Below are 20558 nucleotides of genomic sequence, written 5' to 3'. Positions count from 1 at the left end.
AATATTATATATCTAATACTTTAATCACATCATACGCTGGGGTCTCGTAAGGGTGCGCTTCTTTTAAAGCCTCAATGACTCTATGGATTGCATCTTCGACGACGACCATCTCAACTCGCCATTCATCGACTTGTGCTAGCGTATCTTGCATACCGATATGCGGGTCGCTACCCATCAATGGCAAAAACTGCCCTATCCCTTCGACTTGCCAGCAGCACTGCTCGTAGTTACCGATACGACCAGCCCCTGCAGCGAACAATGCGATTTTGACAGTATCCAACGATGCTCTAGGAACAAAAACGGTGAGCTTATACATAGTGTTTTCTCTGCTTATAGTGTTATAGCTATTTTATAGATGCTACTTTTTAGATAAAGAAGGATGATCGGTCCAGACATAACGTAGTAGCCAGTCCTTGGCCTCTCCAGCATAGTCGATACCGATACGCGGGCGCAGCGATACTGGCGGCGCGCACCCATCATCTTCGATCCAAACCTTTGACTCAGGAGATATAGACTTATCATAAAGGGATTTGTCTATTTGTAAGCGTTTGGTCAGCTTACCAGGACCTGCGAACTGCTTGGGGTGAGTGAGCTGTTTGTCTGTGCTCAGGGTTTGTTCGTCAGCCAGCCGATCACTGTCTGTACTCAAGAACCCTGCACGAATCAGCACCGATTCAGGAGAGTCTGCAGCGCCTGTAACTAGATTGAGCATATGATGAACGCCATACGTTAGGTACACGTAAAAGACGCCCCCTGATTGAGACATTATATTTGAGGCGCCCTTGCCTTTTTTTAAATGCGCTGCGACCGAGCCGTCGCTCTCTCCGATATAGCCTTCAGTCTCTGAGATACGCATACGCAAGGTTTTTTGCGCGCCATCCTTATCTATTAGAGTGCGGCACAGTACTTTGCCAACTAAGTCAGCAGCGACAACGCATGTGGGACGAGTAAACCATGATGAAGGTAGGACAGTCGATGAGGTTGATTCTGACATAATAAACACTTTATTGGCGACTTGAGCTCTATTATAAAAAGGTTATGTTTATACTACCGTGTCCGTTTAATGATTATTAAGTAATTTTTTGCATAAAAAAACCAAGCTTAAGGCTTAGTTTTTTAGGAATTACGTATTGCTTAGGGTGACGGTACACCGATACGCTTTGCCACTTCTTCATAGCCTTCGATAACATCACCAAGCGACTGGCGAAAACGGTCTTTATCGAGCTTTTTCTTGGTCGTCTTATCCCAAATTCGGCAGCCATCTGGCGAGAACTCGTCACCTAAGACGATACGGTCATGGAATACACCAAATTCTAACTTAAAATCAACGAGCATCAAGTCGCCGTCATCGAACAAGCCTTTGAGCACATCATTAACTTGATAAGTCAGCTCTTTCATTGCGGCCAGTTGCGCCTCAGTCGCCCAGCCAAGAGAAACCGATAGTGACTCATTGACCATTGGATCACCTAAAGCATCATCTTTGTAGAACAGCTCATAAGTTGGTGGATTGAGTGCCTGCCCCTCCTCAATACCCAAACGGCGTACCAAGCTACCAGCGGCAAAGTTACGAACCACACACTCAACAGGAATCATATCAAGGCGCTTGACTAGCACCTCATTATCCGATAAGTGCTCTTTAAAATGAGTCTCGATACCTGCCTCATCAAGCTTTTGCATAATAAAAGCATTGAAGCGATTATTGACAGCACCCTTACGTGCCAACTGCTCTATACGCTCGCCATCAAAGGCTGACGTATCATCACGAAAGTGTAGAATCAACAGATCACTATCATCAGTCTCATATACAGATTTGGCTTTGCCTTTGTAGAGCAGTTGTTGCTTTTGCATAGTAGATTTTCCTGTTCGTTCAAGCTTAAAGTAATAAAAACGCGCAGCTGCCATCAGTATTTAGCGGATAATAATAAATCTCTCATTATCTTCAAAAGCCGTAGCAGTATAAAAAAGATTAGTTTGTAGGATCAGAACTGACAGCAATGGCTCGTTCAGGCTTGGGTAGCAGATACTGCTTACCCGCCTCATTTTCTAAAGTCAAGGTGTTCACGCCAGCGTTAGGAGTCGGGTATAGCGGTATAAACGCCGCAGTCTTTTGCGCGGCTGGTAGCTCTAATGGGGCTAGCTTTTGGCTGTTTTGGTACTCTAAGCTACCATTGTCTCGTTGTGACAACCAGCCTTTAGCAGTTTGACAGCCGCTAAGTACTACCGTGCTACCTAGCACTAAGGTTAATAGCGCTGCAAAAGATTTTGAAGGTGTAAATAAGGTCTTCATAATAGTGTCTCTGCTGTAATGTCGGTTGCGTTAATCATAAACGCTGAATGTTAATACTAAAGATTGATACTAAGCATAATCGTTAAACGTAATTGTCAAATTCAGCTTAAACGCTTTTATATTGCGCTTACACTAAATTGGCTTGTACCAAAGCTTTATCAATTGTCGACTGATGCTTATCCGCCAGCCAGACTAGCGGCAAACGAATGCCTTTATCTATCATGCCCATTTTGTATAGTGCATATTTGGCAGGGATAGGACTTGACTCGATGAACAGGTCACGGTGCAAATGTTTGACCACGTCATGGGCTGTCATCGCAGACTCAAAGTCGCCGCGCAGTGCAGCGCTAAACGTTTCGCTCATCGCTTTTGGTGCGACGTTTGCGGTGACTGAGATATTACCTTTTGCACCTACACGCATCAGATCAAGCGCGGTACCGTCATCACCTGATAAGACGACTAGACGTGAACCAACGGCTTTTATGAGCTGCTCACCGCGACCGACCGATCCGGTCGCATCTTTTATCGCAACGATATTATCAATATCAGCCAAACGCTCAATCGTCTCTTGGGCGATATCAACAACAGTACGTCCAGGCACGTTGTAGAGCATTTGCGGCATATCAACAGCTTCAGCGATAGCTTTATAGTGCTGATATAGACCTTCTTGTGGCGGCTTATTGTAATAAGGTGCTACAAGCAGCGCACAGTCCGCGCCAGCTTCTTTGGCATCGCGGGTGAGCTTAATAGCTTCAATTGTATTGTTAGCACCAGTGCCAGCAATCACAGGGACGCGGTCTTTAACATGCCGAACAAAATAACGAATGACCTCGCTATGCTCTTGCATAGACAAAGTAGCCGACTCACCCGTTGTGCCTACTGCGACCAAGCAGTGCGTGCCTTGCTCAATCTGCCAGTCTATAAGCGTAGCCAGACGTTTATAATCTACCTGACCATCAGGCATCATAGGTGTGACTAAGGCAACCATTGAACCTTGTAGTCGGGTTTTCATATCGTCGTATGCTGTACTCATAACTGCGCCTTTGTATAGTGTATTGGCTTTATTTTGGCTTTTGTTAAAGCTCTAATAGTGGCAAACAAGCGCTAAGCGTGCGTGCCTTGTCTAATTATTAAGTAATGACAGAGATAAACAAGGGTCTTAATTGTTAGTCTCGGTACTCTTCCTCGGTACTCTTATAGGTACGTTCATCAGCACGCTAAAACTGCTATCATTATTTATCATAATAAATGAGCGCTAGTGTAGCATATTTTAATTTGCCTACCATCTCTCAATTGCCTTTAGCAAAGGCAGGATTCACTACTCAATACGTAGTCCTATTATGGCAGGAATACCTTGGCGTATCACCTCGATAGTAACGACGCCACTTTTGGGCAGGGAGGACAGCGCACTGGTAAAATCGGTGACGTTAGCAATAGGCTTTTGGTGCAAATTAGTGACCATATCGCCTGCCATCAGTCCTGAACGAGCAGCAAGCCCTGTAGGATCGATAGCAGTTACGATAATGCCCGCTTTATCATTGGTCTTTAGTTCTGCTTGCTCATCTGGGGTCAAATCACGTAAACGCAGACCTAGACGCACCTCATTATCCTGTCCGTCTCGACCCTGCGCCTGTATATCACTTGGCGCTAAACTAAAGATACCATTGATCATCAGCGGTTTGCCATCACGCTGTATTTGCGCGCGAAAAGTCTCGTTAGGACTGGCGCGATTGATCATGTTGAGCAGATCTGAGGCGCGCATAATATCGGTGTTATTAAATTTTAGGATGATATCGCCCGTTTTGAGTCCCGCTTTTTGTGCTGGGGAATCAGGTGATATACGGGTCAATAGCGCCCCTTGTGGACGAGACAAATTATAAGCTTCTGCTAGATTGCGATCGATGTCTTGCGGATAAATACCCAAATAAGCGCGCGCCACCTCACCACTCGTTTTGAGCTGCTCATAAATATCCATAGCTGCATCCATCGGTATCGAGAACGATAATCCCATATAGCCGCCAGTACCACTAAATATGCGCGAGTTGATACCCACTACTTCGCCGCGCTGATTGAACAGTGGACCCCCAGAGTTGCCCGGATTCAACGCTACATCCGTCTGAATGAACGGTACGCTCGTCTCCCGCGAAAAGCTACGAGATTTGGCGCTCACGATACCAGCAGAGGCTGAATAGTCAAAACCAAAAGGAGAACCAATAGCAAGTACCGGCTCGCCTACCCTTATCGTATTAGAGTCGCCAATAGGCAGTGCGGGAAACTGTTTGCCTGTCACTTTAAGAACTGCCACATCTGAGCGCTCATCACTACCGATCAAAGTGGCATCCAGCTCGGTACGGTCGTTGAGAGTCACAGTTATCTTGTCAGCACCTTCGACCACATGGTGGTTGGTGAGCATATAGCCATCAGGGGTAATAAAAAAGGCAGTGCCATAAGCGTGCTCTATCGCTGGGGTCGCAGGTCTGTTTGGCAAGCGCACGCGATCACCAAAGAACTGACGCAGTAGCTCGGCGGTTTGCGCTTGTGCCAATTCCGCCTCGCTGACTGTCTTGGTAACGTTAACGCGCGCCACCCCTGGCGTCACTTGTTGCACCAGATCAGAGAAATCGGCCGTCGTTACGGCAGCCTTAGCCGTCGATATCGTTGCTACATTTATACCCACAAGTGCTGTCATACTCATCGCAAGCGCCAAGGTGGTACGAGGTAGCCAGTGTTTGCGGCGCATTTTGATAGAAGCTTGGGTAACAGAGGACTGAGTGATGATAGGCATAAGAGGCTCCTGATAAAGGGGTTTTGTATTTGTTATAAGAACGTTTTTTGTGTTTGACGTTTATGCCAGCTACTGCTTTGAAGCTACCGTCTAAAAGGCGCCTGTAGGCTGCAACTTATGACATTAGCGTAGTATTTTACTTTATATCATGTTTTTTCAGACAAGTGATAATAGCGCGTAAAAGACGCTCAACATAAAAAAAATAAAATCATGATATGATAACAAACCCAATAATTGACTCAGCAAGATAATGATAGTCCAAGCTATGTCTCTATTTTGACTATTGTTGACTTTTTTTATTGTTATTTCCGTATCAGCTTGTATCTACTCGTTGTAACAGGCATTTTTTGTTTTTATAAATATAGCATTTGAGACTGTCTACAACCTCACTCAAATGTTTGGTGATAGGACAAGATTATAAAAGGATTAATTTATGGATACCGCCCTATTATTATCTGGCGTGGTTGGGCTTGGCATCGCCGCCCAATGGTTAGCTTGGTATCTAAAGCAGCCGTCCATTTTATTTTTATTATTGATAGGTATTATCGTAGGCCCCGTACTGGGCTACTTCGACCCTGATTTGGTACTGGGTGAGCTGATGTTCCCTTTTATCTCATTAGGCGTGGCCATCATTTTATTTGAGGGGTCACTGACTTTAGAATTCGAGGAGATCAAACAACACGGCTCAGTGGTGCAGCTATTGGTCTCCGTCGGCGTACTCATCACTATTGCTATCGTTGCACTCTCAACGTATCTACTATTCGATGTTGATCCTTTAATCGCCCTACTATTCGGGGCGCTGGTTTGTGTGACGGGTCCGACCGTTATTATGCCGCTACTGCGCAGCGTACGCCCCAACAAGACTATCTCCAACATCTTGAAATGGGAAGGCATCATCATTGATCCCATTGGCGCGATCGCTGTGGTATTGGTCTATGAGTACATCATCTCAGGCGGTGAAGCCAGTAGTATCTTGCTGTTTGCCAAAATCGTTGTGTTAGCAACAGCTATTGGTATGGCAGGGGCTTGGTTCCTAGCGTTTTTGATGCGTCGTCACATGGTGCCTGAATTTTTACGTAACGTCTTTACCTTAGCCTACGTGCTATTGCTATTTTCGATATCCAACCACTTAGAACACGAGTCTGGTCTATTGACCGTTACCGTACTTGGGGTTGCCTTGGCCAACTGGCCAAAATTCCCGCGCGATACTATCTTAGAATTCAACGAGTCTCTGACGGTTCTACTCATCTCAGTGCTGTTCATCATTCTAGCGGCGCGTGTCGAGCTGGCAAGCTTGCTTAGCGTTGGTTTTGCAGGGTTAGTACTACTCGCTATCGTGATGTTTATCGCGCGTCCCTTATCGGTTTGGGCGTCGTCTATCGGCTCCAATCTCAAGACCAATGAGAAGCTGATGATCAGCTGGATCGGACCGCGAGGTATCGTCGCTGCCGCCATCTCATCCTTATTTGCTATTCGTTTGCAAGAATATGACATTCAAGGCGTCGAGCTACTAGTGCCGCTAGTATTTATGGTTATTATCGGTACGGTCATGATTCAGGGCTTGGGGGCAAAACTGGTCGGCAATCTACTTGGCGTTCGTGAACCTGCGACCAATGGCATCTTAGTTGTCGGCTCAAACCCCGTTGCGCTGCTCGTTGCTACCTCTTTAAAAGATCAAGGCTTCGATGTTATCGTCGCGCATAACAACTACACCACTATTGCCAAAGCACGTATGAGTGGCCTACGTACTTACTTTGGTAATCCGATCTCTGACCATGCTGACCATCATCTAGATCTTATCGGTATTGGTCATCTGTTTGCCATGAGTATGGATAAAGAGATGAATACGCTATCAGAGATTCACTATCGTCATGAGTTTGGCGAGCGTAAACTTTATCGTCTCAAATTTAGTGATGAAAAAGTCAAAAGCGAGCGTGATGACAAGCAGGCCAACTTTCACTCGCAGTGGCTGTTTGGCAAAGATGTTACTTATACCAAGCTGGCTAGCATGATATCCAAAAAAGCACGTATCAAGATTACTAATATCACTGACAGCTATAGCTTTGAGCAGTACCGCGCGGATAATAAGCAGTTCGTGCCGTTATATACGATAGACAAAGAAGGTAAGCTGAGCGTCATTACCGACAAGTTTGACGGCGTAGTTGCACGCGATCGCAAACTGATTGCTCTAGTCGTCGACGATGAGGTACAACCAAAAGAAGTCGACGTCACCGCCAAGCAAATACAAGCGCGTGCTAATGCTGATGCCAAGTTTGAAGCCGACTATAAAGCACCTGAAAAACGTAAAGAAAAAGAGCTGATCGTCGATGTGACTGATGAGACCGCAACTGAGTCTGTTATCGAAGATACGGCTGTCACTGACAAAGTAGCTATTCCCGATAAAGCAGCACAGCCAAATCTAGTAGAGGCTAAAACAATAGAGGCGACTCCCTCTATTAAAGAGTCGTCTAGCAGTTCTGAAAAAGGCGTCATGGCTGACAATTCATCCAAGCTAGTAAAAGACAATACGATAAATAGTACTAATGTTAATGGTAGCGGTACTGCGCCAAGAACACAGAGCGGCGATTTAGATCCCAATCGTCTACCTGATAGCGATGATGACTTAAGTAATGAGTCAGATAAATAATAGCTCTATTTATCATTTATTGATACTGTCTATATGCTAAAAAGCCCCAGCACCCAATCAGTGCTGGGGCTTTGTTTTGCACACTAGAGAGCTGATGTGCTAAGCCATATCAAATTTATTCTCAACAGCTTGCCATACCCGCGCGCCAACCTTTTCACTGCTACCAGTGGCCTCTATGCGATAGATGCGCTCGGGATGCGCGGCAGCCAAAGCCGTAAACCCTTCGTGCACACGGGTAAAAAACTCTGTTGCCTGCTGCTCAAAACGGTCGGCGGTGCTACGCTTGCCTGCTCGAGCCATGCCCTCAAGTACCGGCAAATCAAGCCATAGTGTTAGATCTGGTAAATACGGAATAAACTGCTCAGTGAGCTGCTCTATTTTTGAGAGTACCAGCGGCTCACCATACGTGCGGCCGTAGCCTTGATACGCCATCGTCGAGTCGACAAAACGATCGCAGATAACCCAAGTACCGCGTGCCAGCGCTGGCATAATCACTTGCTCTATATGGTCGCAGCGCGCGGCGAATAGTAGTAACAGCTCGGTGTCATCATTAATGTTGGTCATAGGGTCGAGGAGTATAGTGCGCAGGCACTCAGCGAATGGGCTACCCCCTGGCTCACGGGTCCGAATATGATCAATACCCGCTGTTTGTAGTTGATTGCAAAGATTATCAATGGCCGTTGTCTTACCGACGCCTTCAGTACCCTCAAAACTAATAAAGCGCCCCTTATTGGACGCCGTTTGCGTAGAGCTGCTTGGTAGTGCTGGCATAAAATAGCCTTATTTACAAAATTAGTGACGAACTTTAGAATTGACCGCATCATCAAAGCGGCGCTTGCCGGATAGAGTAACATTGGCAAGCGCACGCCTTTATTCTGGCGGCGTCTGTGACTTTTTCTCACGCATGACTTTGAGGTATTCTTGTACCGCGCGGTTATGATCTGCCAAGTTATTGGTAAATTTGTGCCCGCCCGTTCCTGTCGCTACAAAGTATAGAGCTTCACTATCCGCTGGATGCAAAGTCGCCTCAATAGAGGTAGGCGATGGCAAAGAGATAGGCGTTGGCGGCAAACCATCAATCTGATAAGTGTTATACCCTGTCTTTTCATCGATGTCAGCGCGGCGAATATTGCCATCATAGCGGCTACCCATACCATAGATAATGGTCGGATCCGTTTGCATGCGCATGCCTTTTTTCAAGCGGTTGTTAAAGACCGCTGAAACTAGTGGACGCTCCTCGGCCACGCTGGTTTCTTTTTCGATGATAGAGGCCATCACCAGCGCTTGATATGGCGTCTCATAAGGCAAGTCCGGTGCGCGGTTTTCCCACGCTTTGGTCAATGCCTGTTGCTGGCGCTTATACAGATCGGTGAGTACTTGCGTGTCCGTAGCGCCCTCGCCGTAGTAGTAGGTGTCTGGGGTGAACCAACCCTCTAGATTATAGCTGACGATAGGATCATTACTAGACGTTACTGAGTCTGGCAAGATACCGACCAAATCTAGCGCCGCAGCGATGCTCTGGTTGTCCGCGTCTGCTATAAGTACTTCTTTTTTGATGCCTGGATTGTCACGTAGATTCTGATACAGATCGTTTGCGGTTTTGCCTTCGATGACTTGTACCTTGACCATCGCCACTTTTGCGCCTTGCTCTAGTACTTGTAGCACCTCTGCCATCGTTGGGTTGTCAGGTAGCTGATAAATCCCTGCGTGCAAGGGCGCGTCAACTTGTGATTTGATATACAGCTTGCCAATCGTCGCTGAAAACAGCGGAATCTGCTGTTGCCACTGCGGCAATAAGCCATAATAAGTATCGCCCTGCTCAATGGTGACCTTTTGCGCGGGCTGAGTGATGCGCCCAAACAAGGTCTGATAAACTATCACGAGCAAAAACGCTGCTATGAGTCCAAGGACGAGTAATATCTGGTAGCCACGTTGCATAAAGAACGAGGGGTTATCTTTTTTGTACTTGCGGGGTTTAGTTTGACCGCTGACCAAAGAGATATCCGTCGCTGGTGCCTTGTCCTCGACTTCAGTACTCAATGGCTGGCTAGCGGTCGCATCGATGTGCTTATTATCAGTGCTAGTGTCATGGCCTACGTCATTTTTTGAATTGTTAGATGAGGTCTCATCAGTGTCGTTGACTTTATTAGGCGGTGTTTCGGGTGTCGGCGTGCTCATGGCAACTCTAAAGGCAGATGTTTGCTAGAATTTAGCACTGAACCGTCAGGTTTTCAATGGCATTTGCTTAGCTTGTGGATTAACTTGGCGTTTAAGACAAGATATATAGCCTATTAGTCATCATTTTATTTATACTTCTATAAAGACATTCTCAGCGTTTCGACGATAACCTCCTATGAATCTAAACTTTAACCAAAGTCTTGCCAAAAACTACAAATCACCTAGCCAAATCATAAGAGTGCTCAGTGAAGACTGGGTCGCCAAGCAAAGTTATTGCCCTAACTGTAACAACCAGCCGCTATCGGAATTTGCAAATGGTAAGCCCGTTGCTGATTTTTATTGTACAAATTGTACTGAGCAATATGAGTTAAAAAGTAAAAAGGCAAAATTGAGCAATATCGTCAATGATGGCGCTTATACCACGATGATTGAGCGCATTAACAGTAAGGATAATCCAAGCTTTTTCTTTTTGACTTACTCGCCACAATTTACCGTCAATAACTTCTTAATTATTCCCAAGCAATTTTTTACTCCTGACATGATTATTAAACGTAAGCCCTTAGCGCCAACAGCAAAGCGTGCTAGCTGGGTTGGTTGCAATATTGATTTGCGCAAAATCCCTGACTCTGGTAAAGTGTTTTTGGTCAAAGATAGACAAGTTATACCTCGTAAAAATGTCACTGAGCAGTTTCAAAAAACCTTGTTTTTGCGGGAGCAGTCGATAACCTCACGCGGCTGGACGTTGGACGTCTGGCACTGTATTGATAGGTTGGGTGACAGATTCACCCTCCAACAAGTTTATGCGTTTGCTAATGAGTTAAGTCTTAAACATCCCAACAACAAACACATCCATCCCAAAATTCGCCAGCAACTACAAATCTTGCGTGATAAAGGCATCATCGAGTTTTCAAGCCGTGGACATTATCAAAAATCATACTAGACGCTTTTCATTTTCATATACTGAACGCATGACCCTGTCCTTTTAACCGTATTTTGTTGAAAGTGATCATTGATCGATTAGCATCATGACGCAAGCGTGATTAACAAAAGACGATCATCTCTCTACATTATGCGATCACTTCTCCAAATGGTTTTTGCTAGGATCATTAGCACAAATTGATAGCAAAAGTGAGAGAAATAATGACGATTAAAAAAGACTTATACACTTACGAGGTAGAAATAGTGGAGACGATGAGCGCTATTATAGAAGTAGTCGCTCAAGAGGAATCATCAGCGATTTTAGAGGCCCAAGAAAAGTATAGAAACGAAGATATCCAACTGGACTACGACGATTTAATAGACACCCAATTTAATATTTTTGATAAGAAGTAAGATTTATAGAGATAAAGCCACCACCTCACCCGTTAACAACGTCAAATCAGACACAGGCATAACGCCGCGTACCGCATTGCAAAAGAACAGCTGGTTTAATTGTGGCAAATCCTCATCTAGCAGCGGACGGATGATGACAGGCTTACCCGTCGTAGCTAGGGCATCAATGATAACTTGACGCATAATTCCTGCAACCCCTGAATGCATCATCGATGGCGTATACCATTGACCGCTTGTCAAGTTATCTATCGAGTAGGCTATATTTGCGACTGGGTCACCGCTCATCTTTACCTTATCGCCAGCATCTATGAGCTGATAGAACACATTGCTCATCGTACCCTCAACCCACTGACCACGCATATCACGTACCAGCCCTTCACCCCATTGGTTATCGACGTTTGGGGTTTGCGCTTGCTTGCGTGTTTGCAGACGTTCTTGCAAGCCCTCTTGCAGGCGTTGTAACTCGCCACTCGCCAGCACACTATCGAGTCGATTGAGGGTTTTGAGTCCAGCGAGTGGCGGTGGTAGGCAGGCAAGTTGCGCGGATAAGCAGATAGCGCGTTTAGCGGGCTGCTGAAATATAGCGCGCCCATCTAGCAGTGATAGATAGTCTAAAGGCGCAATCGGTAGCGCGGATGATTTGAGCCAAATCGCGCAAGTTTGCCCCAAGCTATCAGGCGTATAGCCATAACCGCGTATGTGCTGCGGCGTGCGAGTAATGATAAGTTTGAGAATACCTTGGTTAAGACGCTGAGCGAAAGGTTGTAACTCAACTATCAGAGTTTGCGCGTTTACGCTCAGCTCTAATGCCGCGCTATGCGATATCAAGCGTGCGACATGGTAGTTTTGCCAAAGTATCGCGCCGTCCATGACGCCCATAGTGGTAAAGAACCCATCACCATAAGCCATGCCGCGATTGTCTGGCGTTATGTCCTCAGTTCTTATTACGTCATCTTGAATCGTAAGACGTACCCAAGCGTTAGACTGAACATTCATGGCTCATTTATCACAAGTTTAAGCGCCTGACTTATTGAGTATCAGCATACAGCTATAAAACTCGCATTTGGCCAGCTCAACTTTTTGACCACCGATGGTCTCGTTTTTGATGATTTGACCGCTTAATATATTGGCAAGTAGCTTACTGCCGTCGTCTCCCATCAGCTGGCGCATGACTGTATTGGATTTTTTGGCATGGTTGAGGCTTAGTTCTTTTTCGGCGTCTGAGTCTGTTGGGTTGGCATAGTACCAGCCAAGCTCCAGATACTTATCCGAATCAATCAGATCCAAATAGGGCTGGTCTGCAGCCATCAAGCGGTATTTAGACGCCGGATTACTGGCGTAGTCCAAGCTATTCTCATCAGTTGTGACCACACTGCCTAAAGTGGTAGTAATCGCCTTTAGATCATTTATCTTTAAAGAAGTAACGGCATCAGTGTTCCAAGTGGACACCTCGTAAACAACAGGCGTGCCTTGATCACTCACAGCGCCATCTAGGTCAGTACTGGCAGAATCTGAAGCGTCAGCAACTACCTGTTCTTCGCTATTGTCTAAGGTATTGGTCTCACTCACCTCTGGCTCAGAGCTATTGCAAGCGCTCAGTGAGAGGCCAGCTGCCATCATTATAGTGACCATAAAAGTCTGTAAAGGGGTGTTCCACATGGGTTGTTTACTCACACTTAGAAGCTTGTCGTGACAAAGCTTATTGTTATAAGGTCTAGGATGATAACGCTCAAAATTATATTGCAGTACTTGCACATTAATATAGACGGTCTAAGAGTATCGATCACATTATCAATACGATAGGTAAATGCAATAATTGCGCCAATCATCAAGTAGTTTTTGGTCATTAGGGATTTTTAATCGTCAAGCACTATCAGTTTGACACTATCAGTTAAGCATTATTGATAGTAGCCCTCGCCTAGAGGACTATCGTTCTTTGTGACCACAGTTTACCTAACTGCTATGGCGTTGACTAGCGTTTAGGTTACAGGTAATAACCGCTGTCGGTACAAATTTGTTAATGATGTGTTTATCCCTTATCATAGCTTTTTACGCTTAGGATACTTTAGCATGACTCAGCACTTTGTCGTCATTGGAAGCCCCATCGTACATAGCAAATCACCACAAATCCATCAGGTGTTCGCGACTCAAGTCTCCCTCGATATCTCCTATCAGCGTCAATATTGTCCTGATGATGAGGGCAGCTTTACCGCTGTAATTGAAGCTTTTTTTCATGGTGGCGGCGCGGGCGCTAATGTTACTGTGCCTTTTAAACAAATGGCCTATGCATACTGTCAGGTGCATGGCGGTTTGTCAGAACATGCCAAAATCGCAGGTGCGGTCAATACTTTACTGCTAAATCGAGCGCTGCTAGATAACGGTGCGCCTATCGTTGATGCTATATACGGTGACAATACAGATGGTCGAGGACTTGTCACTCATATCAGCAGTCTGGGCTGGGTCTTAACAGGGGCGCGCGTGGCTATTATCGGTGCTGGCGGCGCAGCTCGCGGGGTGATACTGCCGCTCATTGAGGCTGGTATCACGCAACTGACGGTTGCCAATCGTACTGTGAGTAAAGCGCAAACGCTCGCCACTGAACTGAGTGCCGCCAGCGATAAGATCAGTGCTTGTGACATAGAGATCTGTGCCACAAGCGATCTACGCGGTACGTTTGATATCATCATCAATGCTACCTCCATTGGTCTTACAGATGCCACTTTACCACTCTCTACTGATCTACAGACTCGCTATGCTTACGATATGATGTATGGAAGAGCGTTGCCGTTTTTGGAGCATTTTGCGGCGCGCGGCGCTCAGACCTCAGAGGGTTATGGCATGCTTATTCATCAAGCAGCATTGAGCTTTGAGCGCTGGACAGGTCACACTATTAATGTCGAACAAGCTATACTTGCCCTTGGTAATAAGTCATAAATAGCACTGAATAACGACCTCTGATGAATAACACGTGAAGATAGATGACAATAAGTTATCGATAAAACGCTGTGGTCAAAAATTCAAAAGATACTTTGAACACAGGCTTTGATGAGTAAGAAAGACTATACTTCAGTTCAATAGGTTATTTACCATAACTTAAATGAATACGTGATCTACTGAGATATGAATTATAGTTATGTATTATATATTTGTTGTCAGATAAGACTTATACTGGTGTCATCACAGTTCCTGTTTTAGCTCATTTGAATGTAGATTATGGCTTAACAGTGACTGGTTTTTATTGAGTATTCGTCATAGTCAGTACTAACACCCTTGTAGCTGGCTACTTATAAGCTATTTTTACGGCTTATTTATTGCGCGTTAGTTTACAAAAAATGACTTCAGAATTCTTTTATATATCATAGCGCTATCAGACAATAGTGCCTCTCATTTTTATAGCAGCTTTTATTATCAAGCTGATTTGAGCGAATCCACCAAAGAGACTTAATTATGTTGACTTACAAAGCACCTTTACGTGACATTAAATTCTTGATAAACGATGTTTTCGATTTTCAGAAGCATTACAAAGATCTAGACAATGGTGAAAATGCAGATTCTGAAACCGTCGATATGATCCTACAAGGCATGGCTGACTTTGCCGAAAATGTCCTATCACCTCTGTATCAGCCCGCTGATGCTGAAGGCTGTCATTTTGAAAACGGTGTGGTAACGACGCCAAAGGGCTTCAAAGATGCATACAACCAGTTTGTAGAAGGCGGCTGGCAAGGTATCTCTTATCCTGAAGCTTACGGCGGTATGAACTTACCGATGTCTATCAACCTGATCAAAGCTGAGATCATCGGTACAGCTAATTGGCCTTGGTCGATGTACCCAGGCCTATCAACGGGTTGTATCAACACCATAATGCAGTACGGTTCTGATGAGCAAAAAGAGACCTATTTGCATAAATTGGTCGAAGGCTCGTGGGCAGGTACCATGTGTCTGACTGAACCCCATTGTGGTACCGATTTGGGTCAGGTCAAATCAAAAGCTATTCCGCAAGACGATGGTAGCTACAAGCTTAGCGGCACCAAAATCTTTATCTCAAGTGGCGAGCACGACTTAACTGAAAACATCGTCCATATCGTCCTAGCGCGCCTGCCAGATGCGCCAAGCGGTACTCGCGGTATCTCACTGTTTATTGTGCCAAAATTCTTGCCAAATACAGATGGTGAAGTCGGCGAGCGTAACACGGTTAGCTGCGGCTCTATCGAGCACAAAATGGGTATCAACTCATCAGCGACTTGTGTCCTAAACTTTGATGACGCGACTGCTTATCTTATCGGTGAGCCTAACCGCGGCCTAAAAGCCATGTTCACCTTTATGAACACCGCTCGTATCGGTACTGGTATCGAAGGTTTGGCTCACACTGAGCTTGCGTTCCAAAACTCGCTTCCTTATGCCAAAGATCGCCGTTCTATGCGCGCGCTATCAGGTACTAAAGATCCTGAAAAAGTAGCGGATGCAATCATTCATCACGCTGACGTACGTCGTATGCTATTGACCCAAAAAGCCTTTGCCGAAGGCGGTCGCTCGATGATTTATCATTCAGCACGCTATGCGGACAAGATGGCTCAAGGCGTTGCCAATGATGACGACGCTGAGTTTGAAAAGTGGGATGACAAGTTAGGTTTTTATACGCCTATCCTCAAAGGCTTCTTAACGGAGCTAGGTATTGAGGCGGCCAAACACGGTCAGCAAGTCTATGGCGGTCACGGTTATATCAAAGAGTGGGGCATGGAACTCATCGCTCGTGACGCTCGTATCGCGACGATGTATGAGGGCACCACAGGTATCCAAGCGCTCGATCTACTAGGTCGTAAAGTTATCTTGCAATCTAAAGGCAAAATTATTCGTGATTACACCTCAAGCATTATGAAGTGGTGCGGTGAGTATGCGCTAGACAAAGATATGCGCAAATTCGTTTGGGCACTGACTAAGCTTTGTGCTGAGTGGAATACGCTAACCGTACGCTTGATGCTAATGGCACGTAAAGATCGTGAAATCATTTCAGCCGCATCAGAGGACTTTTTGATGTACTCAGGCTATGTGATGATGGGTTACCATTGGGCACGTATGGCCGCAGTCGCTTATGACAAGTTAGAGAACGGCGGCGTTGAAGCGCCAGAGTTTTATGAAGCCAAAATCCAAACGGCTGAATTTTACTTTGACAAGCTATTGCCACGTACTTCAGGTCACGCAGAAGCCATGGTCGCACCAAGCGATAGCATGATGGCAATGCCTGTCGATAGCTTTGCATTTTTAGATTAAATTCAATCAAGTCTCAAAGCGAATAGAGTTTTAGAGCCAACAAAAAAGCGCCTCAATTGAGGCGCTTTTTTTGCTTTTCAAAATGTAAGCTATTTATTAGAGTGCGCTAAAAAACTTTTTATGATAGACCGCACTGATCTCTTCTACCTCAGCACAGACTTGTATAGTGACGCGACCTGATTGCTCATCCTTTAGTATCGCTTCAGTCGTTGTGATAAGCAGCTCACACAACTGATTGCGCGCGACCATATCACGCCCTGACATCAGTTTTAGATGCACATAAATAAAGCCATTTTCTTGCTCGTCATCATTTACACCTATTAAGAACGTCTCTATCGGTAGTATTCGCGCTTTAATATCAGTAGGTTTGCCAAAATGTCCACTATCCCACAGCGCTTGGTTCAATGCTTTTAGCAGAGACTCCTTATGCGAAATAGTCACATTGGGCGTCGCTTGAATCGTTAGATGCGGCATAGAGGTTATCCTTTTTTGCTAAAAAACGAATTAGTAGTTTGAAAACTGAGAGATTAAAACATAAAGATTAGCCATCCACAATATCTTCAAAACGGGCGTTGAGCGTCTCGGCTAATTGTAGAGCAGATAATTCTATTTCAAGACCACGGCGACCTGCACTGACATAGATGCTGGTCTGCTTGAGGGCTGCACTATCAATAATAGTCACTAATTGCTTCTTTTGTCCCAAAGGACTGACGCCGCCCAATACATATCCTGTACTACGTACTACTTGTTTGGGATCAGCCAGTTGCACCTTTTTATGGCGTATCGCTTTGGCCATTTTTTTGAAGTTCAAGGTTTTGTCCACTGGCAGTACGGCTACGGCAAGCAGACCTGTCTCTGCCATGACCACCAAGGTTTTGTAGACTTGTACACTTGCCACGCCAAGCTTGTGGGCAGCCTCCAACCCATAGGAGACAGCGCTACTATTATGAGTATATTCATGAATGTGGTAATCAAGCTGATGTTTTTTGGCGGTATCGATTGCTGGAGTCATAGGCGACAGAACCTAACTTATGATATAGATAAGACTAAAAGACAGTTTTGCGTCACAATACGTTGCCGTATCTTGAGCTCAAACTACTAACACTTAATATTATATTAATACTGAATGAACACAGAAGATATCGTTTTATGTCCTTTTATGGCATCATAAGCCTATTACACTTTACGACTTTTGACTACTCATTATGATACCTAAGTTTATAAAAAAACGCCTTTTTAGAGCGCCCGTTAAGGATAACGCTCCAAACAAAACGGTTAAGTCGATAGACAAGCCTCAAGGCAATACGCCTCTAAATCAGCTGTATCGCAAGATATCGGGACAAGCGCTCGATGTCGCAGTCAAGCCTAAGCTCTTAGGTGAAGTGCCGCAGTTCGATGGTGACGATCAGACCCTGACCTTTTATGTGTTGCAAGATTATTCGCGCTCCAATAGTCTCTTGATTGACTTGCAGACTGGGGAGCACAGTCTACCGCCCGCTTTGGCTCAAGTCAGTGACCACGCGCATGACATCTACGAGAACGCTGGTATTATATTTTTGCATCATCCAAAGGCAAAAGACGATCAACTCTCGCCGCGCCTAGCACGGCTCATTGCTGCTATTTTGCGCTACCCTGATTTAAAGATTAGACTCATCCCTGTCTCTATACTGTGGGGACGCGCTCCTGAAAAAGAAGATTCACTGTTCAAACTGCTTATGACGGACAACTGGGAAGATCCTGGGATCACCAAACAGTTATTTAACATTGGCGTTATGGGCCGCGATACTTTTGTACAGTTCCACGCGCCGCAGGACTTGCGCCAAGCTATTTATAAGCGTCTGCCTGACGAGCTTATAGCGGACGAGCCGATGTCTATCAATGTAGAGGCCGCAGTAGCGGTCGATATCACAGCTTTGACTGAAGCTGATATTATCCACACTTCTGAAGCCAATACTTCTAACACAAGCACATTCACTAGTAATAACGATACGCCGTCTCATGAACTCATGACAGCGAGTGATGGTCATCGTGAACTAGTACGCTCACTACAGCAGCAGCTCAATATTTATCTCGATAAACAGCGTGCCAGTATGCTTGGACCGGATTTATCAGATAGGCGTAATCTAGTCGATAAGCTCATCTACTCCCCTGCTATCAAACATGCGATAGAAACTGAAGCTGTAGCCAGTGGCGTTAGTGTTCGCGAGGCGCGAGCAACGGCCAAGGACTATGCTAATGAGATGGTCAACGATTACTCTTATCAAGTCATTCGTATCTTTGATAAATTTTTGACTTGGTTGTGGACGCAGCTATATGACGGTGTGGAAGTCCATCATTTTGAACGTGTGCGGGCTCTAGCAACGGATTACGAAATCATCTACGTGCCTTGTCATCGCAGTCATGTTGATTATTTATTACTCTCCTATGTCATCTATAAGCGCGGTCTGAGCATTCCTTATGTGGCGGCGGGTGATAATCTAGATGTCCCCATATTGGGATCGCTATTACGCGGCGCTGTTGCTTTTTATATTCGTCGTAGCTTTCGTGGTAATGCGTTGTATACCGCCGTTTTACGTGAGTATATGCATACGCTTATCACTCGTAATACGCCTATCGAATACTTTATCGAAGGCGGGCGCTCCCGTTCAGGGCGTCTGCTACCACCCAAGATGGGTATGCTAGCGATGACGATTCACAGTCAGCTGCGCCGCACTAATAAGCCTGTAGTATTTATTCCAACCTATATTGGTTACGAGCGCATTATGGAGGGCGTCACCTACATCGGCGAGCTTAAGGGTAAACCTAAAGAGTCAGAGTCGCTAATAGGTCTGCTCAAAGTCGGACGCAAAATCGAGCGTATCTTTGGATCAGTGCATTTAAGTTTTGGTACGCCGCTCCACATTGAGGACTTTATGCAAAAGTTCGATGTGCCTGCCAATAGTTTGCCTACGGATCGCACCGATACACCACTTGATGACAATACCAGTGCGATGGTCGATAATATCGGTATCAAGATCATGCAGCACATCAATAAAGCGGCAGTAGTTAACCCTGTGTCCTTGCTCTCCTTGGTATTGCTATCAGCACCAAAAGCAGCTCTTGATGAAGATATCTGCCGTGAGCAGATTGCGCTTTATCACAATATCGCAAGTAACATGCCCTACTCTGACGATACGATCGTCACCGTTATGACGCCGCAGCAAATCATCGACTACGGCATCAAGCTCAAACTGATTGAGCGTATACCGCATATTTTAGGTGATATTATACAAGTCGCGGGCAAACAAGCGGCGCTACTGAGCTACTTTCGCAATAACATCTTGCATGTCTTTATCTTGATGTCGTTCTTAGCCGCGCTTGTTGCGCGTAATGGTCGCATTGAACGCAGCCGCCTTGATGGTATAGTCGAGCAGTTGTATCCGTTCCTACAAACGGAGCTGTTCTTGTACTATCCAGCACATGGTCTAAAAGACACTTTGAATAAAAAAATCGATAACATGATCGCTCATGGACTCATCGTTGAGCTAAGCGATGGTAAGTTGAGTGTACCTGAAGCCAATAGTAGTAGGTATCAGCAGCTTCAAGTGTTAGCAACGCCTGTCGAACAAAGCCTTGAGCGTTATTTTATGACGCTTGCCCTGCTCGCGCAGCAAGGCTCTGGTAATTTGACTGAAGATGAAGTGGTCGATCTGTGCCATCTGCTCGGTCAGCGCTTATCAGTGCTCTACGCAGATGATATTCCTGACTTTTTTGATCGTGCACTGTTCACCAGTTTTGTCGCCGCCCTTAAACGTCTTAATTATCTTCAAAAAGACGCAGAATCAGGAGTCCTAACCTTTGATCAGCGCATCAATGATATTGCTCAGCACGCCAAGTACGTATTAGGAACCGATATCATGCAAACCTTGCAGCAAGTGGCAAATTTGGATGACGATGAGATTGCGCATGCTATTACAGAGATTAGCAATAAAAAACAGCGCAAATTTGGGCGTAAGCGTTAAATATATATAAATTTAGGCCATAAAAAAGACCTCCAATTATTAGAGGTCTTTTTTACGGCC

General features: G+C 45.3%; 18 protein-coding genes. 6 read left to right on the top strand and 12 right to left on the bottom strand.

Going from position 1 to position 20558, the window contains the following annotated elements; genetic code table 11:
* Positions 1-4 precede the first annotated feature (4 nt).
* The 6 genes from ACR64G_RS00925 to ACR64G_RS00900 all read right to left on the bottom strand — a co-directional run bounded on the left by ACR64G_RS00925 (position 5) and on the right by ACR64G_RS00900 (position 5072).
* Positions 5-316 carry an NGG1p interacting factor NIF3 gene (locus ACR64G_RS00925; protein ID WP_435979700.1) on the bottom strand — a complete coding sequence of 104 codons (312 nt, stop codon included), beginning with the start codon at positions 314-316 and terminating at the stop codon, positions 5-7.
* A gap of 42 nt (positions 317-358) precedes the next feature.
* Positions 359-994, bottom strand: coding sequence for a DNA-3-methyladenine glycosylase (locus tag ACR64G_RS00920; protein ID WP_435979699.1), 636 nt, complete (start codon positions 992-994; stop codon positions 359-361).
* Between the two features lie 140 nt (positions 995-1134).
* Positions 1135-1848, bottom strand: a complete 714-nt coding sequence (gene purC / locus ACR64G_RS00915; protein ID WP_435979698.1) for a phosphoribosylaminoimidazolesuccinocarboxamide synthase — start codon at positions 1846-1848, stop codon at positions 1135-1137.
* A 118-nt stretch (positions 1849-1966) separates the two neighbouring features.
* A complete protein-coding gene (locus tag ACR64G_RS00910; protein WP_435979697.1) occupies positions 1967-2287 on the bottom strand; it encodes a hypothetical protein in 321 nt (106 codons plus the stop codon).
* 127 nt (positions 2288-2414) lie between these two features.
* Positions 2415-3320 (bottom strand): 4-hydroxy-tetrahydrodipicolinate synthase, encoded by a 906-nt coding sequence (dapA, locus tag ACR64G_RS00905; RefSeq protein ID WP_435979696.1) that lies wholly within the window; start codon positions 3318-3320, stop codon positions 2415-2417.
* A 285-nt stretch (positions 3321-3605) separates the two neighbouring features.
* Positions 3606-5072, bottom strand: a complete 1467-nt coding sequence (locus ACR64G_RS00900) for a Do family serine endopeptidase (RefSeq protein ID WP_435979695.1) — start codon at positions 5070-5072, stop codon at positions 3606-3608.
* A 433-nt stretch (positions 5073-5505) separates the two neighbouring features.
* On the opposite strand from ACR64G_RS00900, the gene ACR64G_RS00895 reads away from it, so the two are divergent.
* On the top strand, positions 5506-7719 hold the full coding sequence (locus ACR64G_RS00895; protein WP_435979694.1) for a cation:proton antiporter: 2214 nt from the start codon (positions 5506-5508) through the stop codon (positions 7717-7719).
* A 99-nt stretch (positions 7720-7818) separates the two neighbouring features.
* Here ACR64G_RS00895 and tmk read toward each other — a convergent pair whose 3' ends face one another.
* Together tmk and mltG are read right to left on the bottom strand one after the other, a co-directional pair.
* A complete protein-coding gene (gene tmk, locus ACR64G_RS00890; protein WP_435979693.1) occupies positions 7819-8490 on the bottom strand; it encodes a dTMP kinase in 672 nt (223 codons plus the stop codon).
* A 99-nt stretch (positions 8491-8589) separates the two neighbouring features.
* A complete protein-coding gene (gene mltG / locus ACR64G_RS00885; RefSeq protein ID WP_435979692.1) occupies positions 8590-9897 on the bottom strand; it encodes an endolytic transglycosylase MltG in 1308 nt (435 codons plus the stop codon).
* Positions 9898-10072: 175 nt separating this feature from the next.
* On the opposite strand from mltG, the gene ACR64G_RS00880 reads away from it, so the two are divergent.
* Together ACR64G_RS00880 and ACR64G_RS00875 are read left to right on the top strand one after the other, a co-directional pair.
* On the top strand, positions 10073-10837 hold the full coding sequence (locus ACR64G_RS00880; protein ID WP_435979691.1) for a DpnI domain-containing protein: 765 nt from the start codon (positions 10073-10075) through the stop codon (positions 10835-10837).
* Between the two features lie 200 nt (positions 10838-11037).
* On the top strand, positions 11038-11229 hold the full coding sequence (locus ACR64G_RS00875) for a DpnD/PcfM family protein (protein ID WP_435979690.1): 192 nt from the start codon (positions 11038-11040) through the stop codon (positions 11227-11229).
* 3 nt (positions 11230-11232) lie between these two features.
* On the opposite strand, the gene ACR64G_RS00870 is transcribed toward ACR64G_RS00875, so the two are convergent.
* Together ACR64G_RS00870 and ACR64G_RS00865 are read right to left on the bottom strand one after the other, a co-directional pair.
* Entirely contained in the window at positions 11233-12225 is a 993-nt protein-coding gene (locus ACR64G_RS00870; protein WP_435979689.1) for an aminotransferase class IV, read from the bottom strand.
* An 18-nt stretch (positions 12226-12243) separates the two neighbouring features.
* A complete protein-coding gene (locus ACR64G_RS00865) occupies positions 12244-12903 on the bottom strand; it encodes a hypothetical protein (RefSeq protein WP_435979688.1) in 660 nt (219 codons plus the stop codon).
* 396 nt (positions 12904-13299) lie between these two features.
* Here ACR64G_RS00865 and aroE point away from each other — a divergent pair, with 396 nt between their 5' ends.
* Positions 13300-14163 (top strand): shikimate dehydrogenase, encoded by an 864-nt coding sequence (gene aroE / locus ACR64G_RS00860; protein ID WP_435979687.1) that lies wholly within the window; start codon positions 13300-13302, stop codon positions 14161-14163.
* 513 nt (positions 14164-14676) lie between these two features.
* Positions 14677-16497, top strand: a complete 1821-nt coding sequence (locus ACR64G_RS00855) for an acyl-CoA dehydrogenase C-terminal domain-containing protein (protein ID WP_435979686.1) — start codon at positions 14677-14679, stop codon at positions 16495-16497.
* Positions 16498-16593: 96 nt separating this feature from the next.
* Here the strand turns inward: ACR64G_RS00855 and ACR64G_RS00850 are convergent, their stop codons facing one another.
* Together ACR64G_RS00850 and ybaK are read right to left on the bottom strand one after the other, a co-directional pair.
* On the bottom strand, positions 16594-16971 hold the full coding sequence (locus ACR64G_RS00850) for a 5-carboxymethyl-2-hydroxymuconate Delta-isomerase (protein ID WP_435979685.1): 378 nt from the start codon (positions 16969-16971) through the stop codon (positions 16594-16596).
* Positions 16972-17038: 67 nt separating this feature from the next.
* Positions 17039-17509 (bottom strand): Cys-tRNA(Pro) deacylase, encoded by a 471-nt coding sequence (ybaK, locus tag ACR64G_RS00845; RefSeq protein ID WP_435979684.1) that lies wholly within the window; start codon positions 17507-17509, stop codon positions 17039-17041.
* A gap of 193 nt (positions 17510-17702) precedes the next feature.
* Here ybaK and plsB point away from each other — a divergent pair, with 193 nt between their 5' ends.
* The gene (gene plsB, locus ACR64G_RS00840; protein ID WP_435979683.1) at positions 17703-20498 is read left to right on the top strand and encodes a glycerol-3-phosphate 1-O-acyltransferase PlsB; all 2796 of its coding nucleotides are present in this window, start codon (positions 17703-17705) and stop codon (positions 20496-20498) included.
* The last annotated feature ends 60 nt before the right edge of the window (positions 20499-20558 follow it).

This window comes from Psychrobacter sp. DM4 (assembly GCF_051307035.1).
Lineage (GTDB): Bacteria > Pseudomonadota > Gammaproteobacteria > Pseudomonadales > Moraxellaceae > Psychrobacter.
The sequence above is the reverse complement of the archived record's forward strand: the minus strand, read 5'-3'. Positions and strand labels throughout refer to the sequence as shown.

Bases quoted from the DNA above. Each gene is read 5' to 3' on its own strand.
- ACR64G_RS00895 (WP_435979694.1), top strand. From the start codon at position 5,506: ATGGATACCGCCCTATTATTATCTGGCGTGGTTGGGCTTGGCATCGCC.
- ACR64G_RS00910 (WP_435979697.1), bottom strand. From the start codon at position 2,287: ATGAAGACCTTATTTACACCTTCAAAATCTTTTGCAGCGCTATTAACC.
- ACR64G_RS00870 (WP_435979689.1), bottom strand. From the start codon at position 12,225: ATGAATGTTCAGTCTAACGCTTGGGTACGTCTTACGATTCAAGATGAC.
- ACR64G_RS00855 (WP_435979686.1), top strand. From the start codon at position 14,677: ATGTTGACTTACAAAGCACCTTTACGTGACATTAAATTCTTGATAAAC.
- aroE (WP_435979687.1), top strand. From the start codon at position 13,300: ATGACTCAGCACTTTGTCGTCATTGGAAGCCCCATCGTACATAGCAAA.
- tmk (WP_435979693.1), bottom strand. From the start codon at position 8,490: ATGCCAGCACTACCAAGCAGCTCTACGCAAACGGCGTCCAATAAGGGG.
- mltG (WP_435979692.1), bottom strand. From the start codon at position 9,897: ATGAGCACGCCGACACCCGAAACACCGCCTAATAAAGTCAACGACACT.
- purC (WP_435979698.1), bottom strand. From the start codon at position 1,848: ATGCAAAAGCAACAACTGCTCTACAAAGGCAAAGCCAAATCTGTATAT.
- dapA (WP_435979696.1), bottom strand. From the start codon at position 3,320: ATGAGTACAGCATACGACGATATGAAAACCCGACTACAAGGTTCAATG.
- ACR64G_RS00925 (WP_435979700.1), bottom strand. From the start codon at position 316: ATGTATAAGCTCACCGTTTTTGTTCCTAGAGCATCGTTGGATACTGTC.
- ACR64G_RS00900 (WP_435979695.1), bottom strand. From the start codon at position 5,072: ATGCCTATCATCACTCAGTCCTCTGTTACCCAAGCTTCTATCAAAATG.
- ACR64G_RS00850 (WP_435979685.1), bottom strand. From the start codon at position 16,971: ATGCCGCATCTAACGATTCAAGCGACGCCCAATGTGACTATTTCGCAT.
- ybaK (WP_435979684.1), bottom strand. From the start codon at position 17,509: ATGACTCCAGCAATCGATACCGCCAAAAAACATCAGCTTGATTACCAC.
- ACR64G_RS00875 (WP_435979690.1), top strand. From the start codon at position 11,038: ATGACGATTAAAAAAGACTTATACACTTACGAGGTAGAAATAGTGGAG.
- plsB (WP_435979683.1), top strand. From the start codon at position 17,703: ATGATACCTAAGTTTATAAAAAAACGCCTTTTTAGAGCGCCCGTTAAG.
- ACR64G_RS00880 (WP_435979691.1), top strand. From the start codon at position 10,073: ATGAATCTAAACTTTAACCAAAGTCTTGCCAAAAACTACAAATCACCT.
- ACR64G_RS00920 (WP_435979699.1), bottom strand. From the start codon at position 994: ATGTCAGAATCAACCTCATCGACTGTCCTACCTTCATCATGGTTTACT.